The following is a 13,939-nucleotide window of genomic DNA, read 5'->3' as shown; positions in this document are numbered from 1 at the left end:
CGGATACAACACCGGTATCCGGACGAACCTCCGCCTTGCCGGACCACCGCCTGGGCCTCGGCTCGCTCGGGCGAGCCTTATGAAACGCGGCCTGGGTCCCGCCCCGGTCACCGGCCGTAGAGCAGCTTGACCGCCTTCACCAGCCGGGCCACGTCGGCCGGGGTGCGGTCGAACGTGGTCGAGGGCAGCATGGACGGGCCCCGGCGGCGGGTGACCGCCTTGGCCCGGGCGAACTCGCGCAGCCCGTCCTCGCCGTGGATGCGGCCGAAGCCGGACTCGCCGACCCCGCCGAACGGCAGGGTGGACATCCCGGCGAAGGTCAGCGTCGAGTTGACCGAGGCCATGCCGGAGCGCAACCGCCGGGCGATCGCGACCGCGCGCCGCTGACCGAAGACCGAACCACCCAGCCCGTACGGCAGGGCGTTGGCCCGGGCGAGCGCCTCGTCGACGGTGCGGACCCGGTTGACCGTCAGGGTGGGTCCGAAGGTCTCCTCGCGTACGGCGGCGGCGTCCTCCGGTACCTCGACCAGCACGGTCGGGTGCGCGTACGGCGGTCGTACCGCGTCCGCGCCGCCGAGCACCGCGCGACCGCCACGGTCCAACGCGTCCTCGATGTGCCGCCGGATGACGTCGAGTTGACTCGGCATGGTGATCGGACCGATGTCGGCGTCCCCGGGACCGACGGTGAGCCGCCCGGCGCGTGCGACGACCTTGTCGACGAAGGCGTCGAAGACCGGCTCCACCACGTAGGCCCGTTCGATGCCGATGCAGGTCTGCCCGGCGTTGGTCATCGCTCCCCAGACGCAGGCCTCGGCGGCGGCATCCAGGTCGGCGTCGGCGTCCACGATCATGGCGTCCTTGCCGCCGGCCTCCAGCAGTACCGGGGTCAGCGACTCGGCGCAGGCCGCCATCACCTTCTTCGCGGTGGCGGTCGAGCCGGTGAAGGCGAGCTTGTCGACACCGGCCCGGCACAGGGCCGCGCCGACGTCGCCGAGGCCGTGCACCGCGGTGAGCACCGGGTGCTCGGGCACCACCTCGGCGAAGCTGTCGACGAGCCACTGACCGACGACCGGGGTGTACTCGCTCGGCTTGAAGACAACCGCGTTGCCGGCCGCCATCGCGTACGCGATGGAACCGATGGGGGTGAAGACGGGATAGTTCCACGGCCCGATCACGCCGACCACGCCGTGCGGCTGGTACTCCAGGTGGGCCGAGAACTCGGCCAGGACGAGTCGCGAGCGGGTCCGCCGGGGACCCAGCACCCGCCGGGCGTTACGGGCCGCCCAGTCGACGTGCTCCACCGCCGTCACGATCTCGACGAGTGCGTCGGCGACCGGCTTGCCGCCCTCGGCGTGCATCAGGCCGGCCAACTGTTCCATCCGCTGCGCGAGCAACCGCCGCCAGCGCAGCAGCCGCTCCCGCCGCCCGGTGAAGCCGAGCCCCGCCCACCACTGGCCGGCCGCGCGGGCCCGCTCGACGGCGCGTTCGACGTCCACTGCGGTGGCGACCGGAACGCGTCCCGCTTCGTCACCCGACGCCGGGCTGGTCGAGATGAGGTGGTCGTGCTGGATCGTCGGGGTGCCGGGGGGTCGCACAGCCGTCATGGCGGAAGTCTAGACGCGAGAATTACTCGCCGGTAGGGGTGGGGAAACGGGCGAATCCTCCCGGCCGTCCGGGCGGTTGAACCGGACGAACCTCCTGTTCGTCCCGGTAGTTCCGGCGCTGGACGCCATGGAAGATGTGAACGCAAAGCACCCGGACGGTTACCGGTAGGCGTCCGGCTGGCTGGTGGAGGTGGACACCCGGTGGTGACACGCTGACCCGGGACCGTCGCACGGGTGGAGGGGCTGACACGTCCATGGAGGAACATCCGCAACTGATGCCACTGTTGACGGTGACGGCCGGGCCGATGCGGGGGCGGCGCTTCCGGCTGCTGCACCGGCCGCAGGTGATCGGCCGTGATCCGGCTGTCGACATCGTGGTGCACGATCCGCACCTGAGCCGTCGACACGTCGAGGTCTGGCGGGCCGGCGAGGGCGCCTCGCTCGTGGATCTCGGATCCACGAACGGCACCTGGGTGAACGACATCCGGGCCACCGAGGTCATCCGCCTCAGCGACGGCGACGTGATCCGGATCGGCCGTACCGAGCTGCGATTCTTCGATCCGGGCGTGGCCCGGACCGATCCGGTGGGCCTGAGCTTCGAGCTGCCCCGCCAGGAGCGGCGTTCGACCCGGCCGTTGCCCGTCACGGTCGCGACGCCCGTGGTGCCCGGGCAGCCCGGCGTACCGCCGGCGGCAGCCGTGGTCGGCGTCCGCCGCTGACGGCAGAGTTTCAATCACCACGTCCGTCCGGCCGGGTGGGTGCCGGCCACCCATGCCGGCCTGGACGCGTGGTCGCCGGCCACATGGACCGGCGGTGCCGATCGTGGCACCATGCCCCGGATGGAGACCCAGCAGCAGGTCGTCACCGCCAACGGCATCACCCAGGCCGTCCGGGTGGCCGGACCCGTCGACGGGGTGCCGGTGCTGCTCGTGCACGGCAACTGCTCCTCGGCCGCCTTCTGGGAGCCGCTGGTGCGCCGCCTGCCGGAGACCCTGCGGGTGGTCGCGCCGGATCTGCGCGGCTACGGCGCCACGCAGACCGCTCCGGTCGACGCCGGCCGTGGCCTGACCGACTTCGCCGACGACGTGGCCGCGTTGCTTGACGAGCCGTCGCTCTTCGCCGGGGGCGCCCGGCCCGTGGTGGTCGGCCACTCCCTCGGTGGCGGAGTGGCGATGCGGCTGCTGGTGGACCACCCCGACCGGGTCGCCGGGCTGCTGCTCGCGGCGCCGGTGTCCCCGTACGGCTTCGGTGCCACCCGCGACCTGGCCGGCACTGCGACCACGACGGACCTCGCTGGCTCCGGCGCGGGTACCGCGAGCGGCGACTTCGTCGCGCGGCTGGCCGCCGGTGACCGCAGCGCCGAGGCGCGGACCAGCCCGCGCAGTGTGCTGCGGGCCGCGTACGTGGCGGACCCCTCCTGCCTCGGCGACGACGAGGAACTGCTGCTGGACAGCGTGCTCTCCACCGCGACCGGTACGGACAACTACCCCGGCGACGCGGTGGGCTCGCCGAACTGGCCGGGTAGCGCGCCGGGCGGTCGCGGCGTGCTCAACGCGCTCGCGCGGTTCCGGGTCGGCGAAGAACTGGTGGCCGTCACGCCCAAGCCGCCGGTCACCTGGATCCGCGGTGACGCCGACGTGATCGTCTCGGACACTTCGCTGTTCGACCTGGCTCAGCTCGGGGCGCTGGGCGTGGTGCCCGGCTGGCCCGGGCCGCAGGAGTGTCCGCCGCAGCCGATGATCGGGCAGACCCGCGCGGTGCTCGACCGGTACGCCGAGGCCGGCGGAAGCTACCGGGAGGTGGCGCTGTCCGGCTGCGGGCACAGCCCGCACCTGGAGCGCCCGGCGGAGTTCGTCGCGGAACTGCTCGCCCTCGCCGGGGTCGACCCGGTCTGACCCGGGCCGGCAGCCCGGTACCGGTCGGCACGAAGAATCGGGCATCGGTGACATGTGCCACGGCGCCTCGACAACCGTGCGTCACGTGGCAGACTCGCGCGCATAACCTTAGCGGCCGTTCATCTCCGGCCGTGTCGTCGCCGACAGGGGAGGCCGGGTCGTGGCGCGCGAGTTCACCAGCGTGGGTGTGGTGGGTCTGGGCACCATGGGTGCCGGCATCGTCGAAGTCTTCGCCCGTAACGGCATCGACGTGGTGGCCGTGGAGATCTCCGACGCCGCACTCGACCGTGGCCAGGCGATCCTGACCGGCTCGACGGACCGGGCGGTGGCCCGGGGCAAGCTCGCCGAGGCCGACCGGGACGCCCTGCTGGCCCGGATCACCTTCGCCGTCGGGCTGGACGCGCTGCACTCGGTGGACCTGGTGATCGAAGCGGTACCCGAGCACCTCGACCTGAAGCAGCGGATCTTCGCCGAGCTGGACCGTGTCTGCAAGCCCGAGGCCATCCTCGCCACCAACACCTCGTCGCTGAGCGTCACCGAGATTTCGGTGGCCACCGCCCGCCCCAACCAGGTCGTCGGCATCCACTTCTTCAATCCGGCCCCGGTGATGAAGCTGGTAGAGGTCGTGCGCACGGTGGTCACCTCCGCCGACGTGGTCGCCGACGTGGAGGCGCTCTGTGAGCGACTCGGCAAGGTCGACGTGACGATCAGCGACCGGGCCGGGTTCATCGCCAACGCGCTGCTCTTCGGCTACCTCAACCACGCCGTCGACATGTTCGAGTCCCGGTACGCCACCCGCGAGGACATCGACGCGGCAATGAAGCTCGGCTGCGGACTGCCCATGGGGCCGCTCGCGCTGATGGACCTGATCGGCCTGGACACCGCGTACGAGATCCTGGACACCATGTACCGGCGTGGTGGCCGGGACCGCCGGCACGCCCCGGTGCCGTTGCTCAAGCAGATGGTCACCGCAGGGCTGCTCGGGCGGAAGTCCGGCCGGGGTTTCTACACCTACGAGCGACCTGGCTCACCGAAGGTCGTACCGGACGAGCAGACGCCGACAACGACGGAGCCGGCGCTCACCGACACGGCCGTATCCAAGGTTGGCATCGTCGGTTCCGGGACGATGGCCACCGGGATCATCGAGGTCTTCGCCAAGGCCGGCTACGAGGTCGTCTCGGTGACCCGCGGCGCGGAGCAGTCGGCCAAGGTCTTCGAGGCGGTGCAGACCTCGCTCAACAAGGGCGTGGTCCGCGGCAGGCTCAGCGAAGCGGACCGGGACGCCGCACTCGGCCGGATCAACTGGTCGGCGACGCTGGATCACCTGGCCGACGTCGATCTGGTGGTCGAGGCGGTGGTCGAGGAACTCAGCGTCAAGAAGGCCCTCTTCGCCAGCCTGGACGAGATCTGCAAGCCGGGCGTGGTGCTGGCGACCACCACCTCCTCGCTGCCGGTGATCGAGGTGGCGATGGCCACCCAGCGCCCGGCCGACGTGGTGGGTCTGCACTTCTTCAACCCCGCCCCGGCGATGCCGCTGGTCGAGATCGTCCGGACGATCCGGACCTCCGCCGAGACCATCGCCACCGCTCAGGCCGTCAGTGCCACGCTGGGCAAGACCGGTGTGGTCTGCGGTGACCGGTCCGGTTTCATCGTCAACGCGCTGTTGTTCCCGTATCTCAACGACGCGGTGCGGATGCTGGAGGCCAGCTACTCCACCACTGACGACATCGACCACGCGATGAAGCTGGGCTGCGGCTACCCGATGGGTCCGTTCGAGCTGCTCGACGTGGTGGGCCTGGACGTGGCGCTGGCCATCCAGCGGGAGCTGTACCTGGAGCTGCGCGAGCCCGGTTTCGCCCCGGCGCCGCTGCTGGAGCACCTGGTCACCGCGGGCTACCTGGGCCGCAAGACCGGCCGCGGCTTCCGCGACCACACCCGCCGCTGACCGGCTCACGGCTGTCCGCCCGTACGCTTGACGACGTGAGTCCCCGTCGTAACCGTCCCCGCCGTGACGACGCGGTGCGCCTCGACGCCGAGCGCGCCCGGCACGGCGTCGCCGCGGTCCAACAGTGGCGGGACGGCGAGTGGCAGGTACGCGGCATCAGCGGCGGCGCGTCCACCAAGACGTACCGCTGCCCCGGCTGCGACCAGGAGATCCGGCCCGGCGTGGCGCACGTGGTGGCCTGGCCGGCGGACGGCCGGGGCGACCTGACCGACCGGCGGCACTGGCACACCGGCTGCTGGCGTGCCCGCGACCGACGGACCCCGGTGATCCAGCGCGGCCGTCGGAACGGGAGACTGGAAGCATGAGCACACCGATCCGTGCCTCCTCGATTCTGCCGGGGCACCGGGAGGACATCGAGCTGCACACCGCGGATGACCTGCGGTTGGTCGGCGAGCTGGCCCGCCCCGTCGACCGGGAACCGGCCGCGACCCTGGTCTGCCTGCACCCGCTGCCCACCCACGGCGGGATGATGGACAGCCACGTGTTCCGCAAGGCCGCCTGGCGACTGCCCGCCCTGGCTGACCTGGCCGTGCTCAGGTTCAACACCCGGGGTACCAGCAGCGTGCGCGGCACCAGCGAGGGCAGCTTCGACTCCGCCGTCGGCGAGCGCTTCGACGTCGCCGCCGCCATCGAGTACGCCGAGTTCCACGAGCTGCCGAACGTCTGGCTGCTGGGCTGGTCGTTCGGCACCGACCTGGCGCTGCGGTACGGCTGCGACCCGGCGGTGACCGGCGCGATCCTGCTCTCCCCGCCGCTGCGCTACTCCGGGCGGTCAGACCTCGCCCAGTGGGCCGAGTCGGGCAAGCCGCTCACCGCGCTGGTGCCGGAGTTCGACGACTACCTGCGCCCGGAGCAGGCCCGGGAACAGTTCGCGGCGGTGCCCCAGGCCGAGGTCGTCGGCGTACCCGGTGCCAAGCACCTCTGGGTCGGCGACGCCGAGACCGTGCTGGACGAGGTGGTCCGGCGAGTCAACCCCGCGGTGCCGGTGCCGCTGCCGACCACCTGGGACGGCCCGATGGAGACCGGCGACGCCAGCGCGTACGCCGACCGGACGGTCGCCGCGTTCGCCGACACCCCGGTTTCGGGCCCACCGCAGCGCCAGGCCGACTGAGATCCGTCTCAGCGCCGGGCCGACCGGGGTCCGCCGGTCGCTGGCCTGCCTCGGGTCGGCAGGTCAGCGGGCATCCTGGCGGGGGAGAACCACCTCGCGGAGGATGAGCTGGATGGCGGCCACCGTCGGGATGGCGATCAGTGCGCCGATCACCCCCACCAGCGACACCCCGAGCAGCGCGGCGACAAGCGCGGCGACCTCGTTGACCTGCACCGAACGCCGCATGATCTTGGGGTAGATGAGGTAGTTCTCGATCTGCTGGTAGATCACGAAGAAGACCACGCAGGCGATGCCGACCGAAGGGTCGGTGGCGAAGCCGACCAGGCTGACGATCACGGCACCCAGGGTGGCGCCGATCTGCGGGATGAGGTCGGTCACCGCGACGACCACCGCCAGCGCGAACGGGTACGGCAGGCCGACGATCAACGCGAACACGAAGGTGCTCGCGCCGGCCAGCACCGCGATGGCGAGTGCGCCGACCATGTACGCCCCGACCTTCGTCAGGATCTCGTCACCGATGAGTTGCACCCGCTGGCGACGGGAGCGCGGCACCAACGCGTAGGTGAGGTCGCGGAGCCGATCGAAGTAGACCAGGAAGTAGATGGTCAGCACCAGCACGGTCAGCACCCGGAAGACGGTGCCGAAGACCAGCTGGGCGCCGCCGAGCACCCCGCCCAACGCCCGGCCCACCACGTCCGCGCTGGCCGCCTCCTGGGCGCGGCGCATCAGGTCGAACTGCTCGACCAGGTCGTTCACCGTCTCGTTGCGGCGTAGCGACTCCAGGTAGCTCGGCAACTGCTCGATGAACTGCCCGGACTGGGTCACGATCGGCGGTACCAGCGCCAGCACCCCGGCGGCGAGCAGCGCCACCACGATCAGCACGACGGCCGCCACGGCCAACCCGCGCGGAAAACCCCAGGACCGCAGGCGGACCACCACCGGGTGCAGGCCCACTGCGAGGAAGAGCGCGATCACCACCAGGACCAGGATCCCTGCGGCGTTGCGTATCCCCAGATAGACCGCGTACGCGAGCAGCACGCCGAGTGCCCCGGTGAATCCGACAAGGAAGCTGTTGCGCCTCAGCGGACGCCCGGGGGTGCCGAAGCGACTGCCCTCCGTCCCCTCCGGACGCTGCGTCCCACCGGCCGTTGCGGTCTCCCCGGCGGGCACCGTGTTCTTCGTACCCCCGTCGGAGCCTGCCGCCCCCGCGCCAGGCGGCGTCGCCTCCCGGGCCTGAGCCGTATCACCTCGACCTGTTCTGGGCTGTTCCGGCTCATGCTGGTCGGGCGCGGCCGGCCTCGGCTCGGCCTCGTCGGGCTCGTGCTGTGCCATCCGGTCTCCCCGTCGGTGTTCCGGCGGTGCCGCCGGATCGTGCTGCCCCAGCCGGCGAGCCGCCTGCGCCGACCCGAGTTCGTGGTGCGGGTGTGCTGGCGGCGAGCCGCCTGCGCCGACCCGAGTGGTGGTGCGGGCACGCTGTCGAGCTGAGCGCGTGGGTGGTTCAGTGCGGGCCGGTGCAGCTGATCATGCCCGCTTGAGCTTGTCGACGAAGGACCGCCAGGTCGACGGGGTGAACGCGAGCACCGGGCCCCGCCGGTCCTTGCTGTCCCGGACGGCCACCACGCCGGGCAGGTTGTCGGCCACCTCCACGCAGTCGGTGCTTCCGCTGCGGGTGGAGGTGCGCCAGGTCGCGCCGGTCAGGGCCATGACTTCACCATTTCGTTGAGGAGTTCGATCGACTGCTGGCGGGACAGTGCCTCGTTGCGCACCGTCTCCCAGCGCGCCAACAGGGTAGCCAGATTCGCCTCGTTGTCGGTCGGTGAGGCGGTCAGTTGGGTCTCCTGGCTCGCCACCCAGCCACCGTCCACGTTCCGGGCCAACGAGAACGACCCGTAGAGGCCGACGTGCAGCCCGACACTCAGCGGTACGACGTGGACACTGACTGTCGGTCGCTCGGCGCAGGCGATCAGGTGCTCGATCTGGTGTGCCATGAGCGCCTGAAAACGCTGGTCCCGTCGGTGCAGGATCGCCTCGTCGACAACCGCGATGAGCTGCGGCGGGTCGGGCCGGTCGAGGATGGCCTGCCGGTCCAGCCGGGCGGCCACCCGCTGCTCCACCTCCTCGTCGCTGAGCAGGTCGTCGCAGCGGATCACCGCGCGGGCGTAGCCCTCGGTCTGGAGCAGCGCTGGCACCAGCGTGGGCTGGAAGACCCGGAGCTGCCGTGCCTGGCGTTCGGCGTCCAGCCAGGGCAGGAACCAGGACGGCTGCCCCTCCCGCTCGGCGATCCGCAGCAGCGACGCCAGCAACCCGCCGGAGGTCAGCACCTCGTCGGCCCGGGCCAGGAGCTGACGATCGTACGGCCGGGAGCCGGTCTCGACGGCGGAGACCATGGACGCCGAGTAGTGCACAAGTTTGCCGAACTCCTCCTGGCTGTGCCCGGCGGCGACCCGCAGCCGGCGTAGCTGTGACCGGATCAGATCCGCCGTCGTCTGCTCCACACTGCCTCCACAATCACCCGCCGAGAATCGCTCGGCATACCTCGGCGGCATCCCGCCCCCGCACCAGGGCCACCACCAGCCTCGATGCCTTCCGACAGTAGTGGTCCCGTCACCAAACTGTCAGCCATGCCGGATTCGTTCGTGGCCCGGAGGGCGCGGGCGAGTTCAGGCGGGGCCGCCCGCATCCCCCGCGGGCGGCCCCACCCAGCCCGCTCTGGGTACATCTGTTGCTGCTCTGGCGACAACAGATGTACCCAGAGCCTTCCTCGCCGGAGCTTGATGTGTTCAAAGAGCGCGCGGCCGGACCAGCTCGGCCGTCACACACCCCGTTGCGGCCAACCTGGTGCTGCCGTACCGACGGGCAACCCTGGCCCTGCGGGGAGGCGCGGCTGCTGCTTCGGGTGGAGTACGAACACAACCGGACCGGTCTGCCGATCTACCTCGCGGGCCTGATGTGCGAGGCCATGCGCGACCTGTACCACCTGAACCCCCACGACGCCCCCACGCCACCGGCCCTCTTCTCCCGCTTCCTCGCCTGGACCAGACCCGCCACCGCCCCCTCCGGCCCGCCGATCATGCAGTTGTGGTCGCGAAAAACTGGGCTGTAGCGGACAAATCAACGACCACAACTGCATGATCGGCGCTGGCGCTGGCGCTGGCGCTGGCGCTGGCGCTGGCGCTGGCGCTGGCGCTGGCGGCTCGGCGCTGGCGGCTCTTGGTGGGCAAGGGCCAGCGTGCTCAATGCCGTCGGTGGGCGGTTTCGATGCGCCGACGCTCTCAGCTCGACAGGTCGGGGACCAGCCGATCCCCAACCAGCGTCCTCGCCAACGTCATCTCGGACCCGCCCCGTGGCGGCTCGCCGCTGGGGTTGGGGCGTCAGTCGGAGGTGACCTTGCTGGGCTTGGCGCTGCGCTCGTCCGTTGTCGGTTTGGTCGGGCGCTTGCCGTTCTCGCCGGTACTGGTGATCTTCGTGGGGGTGGCGCCTCGGCCGCCCTCGCCGGGAACCGCCGCCACCGTCGGCTCGCCGTCCAGGCCCTCGCTCGCGGTGCCGCCGTCGACGCTCGTCGGTTCGGCCGCCGGCCGGGTCGGCGAGGGGTCCTCGACAGTGGTGACCGGTTCCGCCACCGGCTTCGTCGCCGGCCCGGCATCGTCACCGCTCGGACGGTCACCGGCCGGGCCGTCGCTGGCACCGCTGCCGGACGGGGCGACCGTCAACTTGTCTCCGGCCGGGCCGTCGCTGTCGCCGCTGCTGGACGGGGCGACTGCCAGTTTGTCTCCGGCGGGTTGAGCGCCGTTCGCTGAGACGCCGGTGGGGCGTGTCCCGTTCGTGGACGGGCCGGCGACCGCAGCTGCGGGTGCGGCTGCGCCGTCGGGAGCCGTTGCGGCCTGTAGCCGCAGGCCGAGCAGCTTGCGCTCCAGCTCGTCGGACTCCTGCCGGGACTTCCACGTCTCCTGGCGCAGGTCGGCGAGCTGCTGTTGGGCCTTGGCGATCTCCAGCATCACCTGGGCGAGCTGCTGCCGGCCGGCCGCGGCCTCCTGCTGCGTGGCGGCGAGATGCTGCTGGGTGGTGGCCAGGTGCTGCTGGGTGGTGGCCGCGTACTCCTCGAACTGGCGGCGGGACGCGGCGACGTGCTCGTCCGCCTCACGCCGCACGGCGGTGACGTGCTCGTCCGCCTCGCGTCGGGTCGTGTCGGCGTACTGGTCGGCGTCGCGGTGGGTGCTGGCCGCGTACTCGTCGGCCTCGCGCCGGACGGCGGTGACGTACTCGTCGGCTTCGCGCCGCTTCGCGGCCGACTCGATCTCGGCCTGGCGCAGCAGCTCACCGGCCTGCTCCTCGGCCCGCCCACGCACCGTGGCGGCCTCCTGCTCGGCGGCCTGGCGGATCTGGTCGGCGCCCTGCTCGATCTCGTTCTTCCGCGCGGTGTACTCCGACTCCAACTGGGACCGGCGGTTCTCGAAACCGGACTCCAGCTCGGCGGTGCGGGCGCGGATCCGCTCGTCCAGCTCGGCGCTTCGGGTCTTGTACTGCTTCTCCAGCTGATCGCGGCGGGCGGTGAACTCGCGTTCGGCGGTCGCCTTGCGCTCGGTCAGTTCCCGGTCGGCCGCCTCGCGTCGGCTGTTGACCTCCTGCTCCACCCCGGCCCGCCAGGCACCCAGCTCCTGCTGTGCCTGCGCCCGGGCGTGCTGCACGTACGCCTCGGTCTCGCCGCGCATCCGCTGCGCGTACGCCTCGGTTTCGGCGCGGGTGCGCTTCGCCGCCTCGGTCGCCTGGGTGCTCAGCCGCTCGGCCTCCTGGCGGGCCTTGTTGCGGGCGGCCCGGCCGGCCTCGGCGGCGTCGTCGATGATCTGCTTGGCCTCCTGCTGGGCCTTGGCATGGGTGGCCCGGCCGGCCTCGGTGGCCTGGTCGACCAGCCGACGCGCCTCCTGCTGGGCCTTTGCGTGCACCTCTTTGGCGGCGTCGCGAAGCTGGGTCGCCTCCTGCTGGGCGGTGGCGAGCGCCTCCCGGGCCGCGTCGCGCAGCTTTGTCGCCTCCTGCTGGGCCCGGCTGTGGATCTCCCTGGCCGCGTCCCGTAGCTGGGTCGCCTCCTGCTCGGCCTTGGCCAGCGCTTCCTGGGCGGACTTGCGCAGCCGGGCGGCCTCCTCCTTCGCGGACTTCGCGGCGGCTTCCGACTCCGCCCGGCGGGCGGCGGCCTGCCGCTCCTCCTCCGCCCGGCGGGCGGCCAGAGCGATCTCGAAGTCCTTGAGCGCGGTGGCCGCCGCGACGCGGGCCTCCTCGATGATGTGCTCGGCGGCGGCTCGACGGGCCTCGATCTCCTCGTTGGCGGCGGAGAGGATGTCCTCGGCCTGCTCCTCCGCCAGCGTGAGGATTTGCTCCACCCGCGGCCCGAGGTGCCGGAAGGCGGCCCGGTCGACGACCCCTACCTGCTTGCGTACCTGGGCGAGGTCGCGTTGCAGCACCTCGACCTGACCGGCCAGCTTGTGGATCTGGGTGTACGCCTGTTCCCGTTCGGCCGCGAGCGCGGCGATCTCGTGCTCCGCACGAGCGACGTATCGGTCGACCTGTCGTTTCTCGTACCCCCGCAGGGCGGACTCGAAGCTGGGCTCCGTGGTCACGTCCCCGCCGAGCGCGAACAGTTCCTCGCCGTGCGACATGCTCCCATCCTCACACGCATCGGGCCCTCCTGGGGCGATACGGACGCCCCTGTTGGGAGCTACTTCACGGCCCGGGGGAGGGTTTCGCTGACGCAGGGCGGCGCGGGGTGTCACCGGTCACCCGATGTCACCCCGCGCCGTGGATCATGCCCCGGTGGACCTGGTCAGCTGGAGGTTTCCGCGGCCACCTTGTCGTCGGCCCCGTCCGCCTTCTTGGCGGCCGGCTTGTCGGCCGCGGCGGCGGCGGCGTTGTTGTTGGGCACGCCCGGAACGATGCCGGCCAGGCCGGAGAGCATCTGCCCGAGCTGCGAGGTGACGGCGTCCTTCTGACGGGTGAGGTCCTCGACCTCGCGGCGCGCCGCCTGGGTGGTCAGCTCGGCCTCGGTACGGGCCTCGTTGAGCAGGCGCTGCGACTCGGCGCGGGCCTCGCTCAGCGTCCGCTCGGACAGCGCCTTGGCCTTCTCCACCGTCTCGGTGGCGGTGCGCTCCGACTCGACCCGGCGGGCCTCGGCGCGCTGCTCGATCTCCTTGGCCCGGTCCTGCGCGGCGCGGGCCCGCTGCTCGGCCTCGTTCACCAGCTTCTGGGTCTGTGCGACCTGGGCGGCGTGCCGCTCCGACTCCTCGCGCTCGGCCTTCTCGCGCCGCTCCGCGAGCTGCAGCTCCAGGGCCTGGAGGTCCTTGTCGCGCTTGTCGCGGGCGTCGGTGAGCAGCTTCGTCGCCTCGGCGCGCTTCTCCTCGGCCTCGCGGGCGGCCTTGGCCCGCTGCTGGGTGATCTCGCGCTCGGCGGTGGCCCGCAGGGTGGCCACCTCGCGCTCCACTGTGGACTTCAGCTCGGCGACCTCGTGCGCGGTCACCGTACGCAGCTGCTTGGTCTCCCGATCCGCGTCGGCGCGCAGCGTGTCGGCCTCGCGCCGGGCCTGGACCCGTACCTCGGCGGCCTCGCGCTCGGCGGCGGTGCGGACGTTGCCCGCCTCCCGCTCGGCGGTCGCCTTCATGGCCGCCGCCTCGGCGCGCGCCTTGTCGGTGATCTCCCGCGCCTCGAGGCGGGCGGCGGAGAGAATCCCCTCCGACTCGCGCTTGGCCTCGTTGCGGTGGTCGTTGGCCTGCTCCTCGGCGAGCCGGAGGATCTGCTCGACCCGGGTGCCGAGGCCGGACAGCGTGGGCCGGCTGTTCTCCTCCAGCTGCTTGCTGGTGTCGGTGAGCTTCTGCTCAAGGGCAGTGAGTCGCTGCTCGGACTGCCGGAGCCGGCGCTGCGCGTCGTTGAGCGCCTGCTCGGCGTCGGCGCGGTCCTTGTTGGCCTGGCTGAGTGCGGCGTTCAGCCGGCCGATGAAGTCGTCGACCTGACCGGTGTTGTATCCGCGCAGGCCAACCGTGAAATCTGGCTGCGAGTTCGCGTTATCGAAGAACGCGAGAGGGGAGGACTGCTGCTGGGGCATTGGGACATACTGGCAGACTCCCCGGGGTGCTTCGCAAGAGCGTGGCACCCTTTGCCGCCCGTATTACATGGTCAACTCAGGGCCGGGGCCGACCGCCGGGGCAACATGCGATCTTGCCAGCTCCGGGGCGAGCTGGATGGCACGGAGCGTGACGTGGAAAAGGGCCGTGGCGGGGTGGCGCACGGCCCTTTGTTTCCCGCGTCGCCCGATCGCACGAATGGGCGTCGGGTCGCCTGTGTG

12 protein-coding genes are annotated in these 13,939 nt (G+C 71.7%); 6 read left to right on the top strand and 6 right to left on the bottom strand.

The features are described from left to right. Window positions 1–107: 107 nt before the first annotated feature. A complete protein-coding gene (locus AB0I71_RS29065; protein WP_357589985.1) occupies window positions 108–1,604 on the bottom strand; it encodes an aldehyde dehydrogenase family protein in 1,497 nt (498 codons plus the stop codon). A 254-nt stretch (window positions 1,605–1,858) separates the two neighbouring features. Here AB0I71_RS29065 and AB0I71_RS29060 point away from each other — a divergent pair, with 254 nt between their 5' ends. From AB0I71_RS29060 to AB0I71_RS29040, 5 genes are all read left to right on the top strand, one after another. Then, window positions 1,859–2,323, top strand: coding sequence for an FHA domain-containing protein (locus tag AB0I71_RS29060; RefSeq protein WP_357589983.1), 465 nt, complete (start codon window positions 1,859–1,861; stop codon window positions 2,321–2,323). A 120-nt stretch (window positions 2,324–2,443) separates the two neighbouring features. Then, a complete protein-coding gene (locus AB0I71_RS29055) occupies window positions 2,444–3,499 on the top strand; it encodes an alpha/beta hydrolase (RefSeq protein ID WP_357589981.1) in 1,056 nt (351 codons plus the stop codon). A 160-nt stretch (window positions 3,500–3,659) separates the two neighbouring features. Next, the gene (locus AB0I71_RS29050; protein ID WP_357589979.1) at window positions 3,660–5,444 is read left to right on the top strand and encodes a 3-hydroxybutyryl-CoA dehydrogenase; all 1,785 of its coding nucleotides are present in this window, start codon (window positions 3,660–3,662) and stop codon (window positions 5,442–5,444) included. 74 nt (window positions 5,445–5,518) lie between these two features. Then, a complete protein-coding gene (locus AB0I71_RS29045; RefSeq protein WP_357589993.1) occupies window positions 5,519–5,809 on the top strand; it encodes a hypothetical protein in 291 nt (96 codons plus the stop codon). Continuing rightward, window positions 5,806–6,615, top strand: coding sequence for an alpha/beta hydrolase (locus AB0I71_RS29040; RefSeq protein WP_357589977.1), 810 nt, complete (start codon window positions 5,806–5,808; stop codon window positions 6,613–6,615). The genes AB0I71_RS29045 and AB0I71_RS29040 overlap by 4 nt, the downstream gene beginning before the upstream one ends. 63 nt (window positions 6,616–6,678) lie before the next feature. On the opposite strand, the gene AB0I71_RS29035 is transcribed toward AB0I71_RS29040, so the two are convergent. The 3 genes from AB0I71_RS29035 to AB0I71_RS29025 form a co-directional block, all read right to left on the bottom strand. Beyond that, window positions 6,679–7,947, bottom strand: a complete 1,269-nt coding sequence (locus AB0I71_RS29035; RefSeq protein WP_357589975.1) for an AI-2E family transporter — start codon at window positions 7,945–7,947, stop codon at window positions 6,679–6,681. Between the two features lie 189 nt (window positions 7,948–8,136). Continuing rightward, window positions 8,137–8,319: a DUF397 domain-containing protein gene (locus AB0I71_RS29030; protein ID WP_357589973.1), complete on the bottom strand. Its 183-nt coding sequence runs from the start codon at window positions 8,317–8,319 to the stop codon at window positions 8,137–8,139. Continuing rightward, complete coding sequence (locus AB0I71_RS29025; RefSeq protein WP_357589971.1) at window positions 8,310–9,110, bottom strand: helix-turn-helix transcriptional regulator; 801 nt, start codon at window positions 9,108–9,110, stop codon at window positions 8,310–8,312. Before AB0I71_RS29025 ends, AB0I71_RS29030 begins: the two co-directional genes overlap by 10 nt. A 248-nt stretch (window positions 9,111–9,358) precedes the next feature. On the opposite strand from AB0I71_RS29025, the gene AB0I71_RS29020 reads away from it, so the two are divergent. Then, on the top strand, window positions 9,359–9,718 hold the full coding sequence (locus AB0I71_RS29020) for a hypothetical protein (RefSeq protein WP_357589969.1): 360 nt from the start codon (window positions 9,359–9,361) through the stop codon (window positions 9,716–9,718). 268 nt (window positions 9,719–9,986) lie between these two features. Here the strand turns inward: AB0I71_RS29020 and AB0I71_RS29015 are convergent, their stop codons facing one another. Next, window positions 9,987–12,263, bottom strand: coding sequence for a hypothetical protein (locus AB0I71_RS29015; RefSeq protein ID WP_357589967.1), 2,277 nt, complete (start codon window positions 12,261–12,263; stop codon window positions 9,987–9,989). A gap of 164 nt (window positions 12,264–12,427) precedes the next feature. Continuing rightward, window positions 12,428–13,699: a DivIVA domain-containing protein gene (locus tag AB0I71_RS29010; protein ID WP_357589965.1), complete on the bottom strand. Its 1,272-nt coding sequence runs from the start codon at window positions 13,697–13,699 to the stop codon at window positions 12,428–12,430. Between the last annotated feature and the right edge of the window lie 240 nt (window positions 13,700–13,939).

It is taken from the genome of Micromonospora sp. NPDC049891 (assembly GCF_040660295.1).
Taxonomy (GTDB): domain Bacteria; phylum Actinomycetota; class Actinomycetes; order Mycobacteriales; family Micromonosporaceae; genus Micromonospora.
The sequence above is the reverse complement of the archived record's forward strand: the minus strand, read 5'-3'. Positions and strand labels throughout refer to the sequence as shown.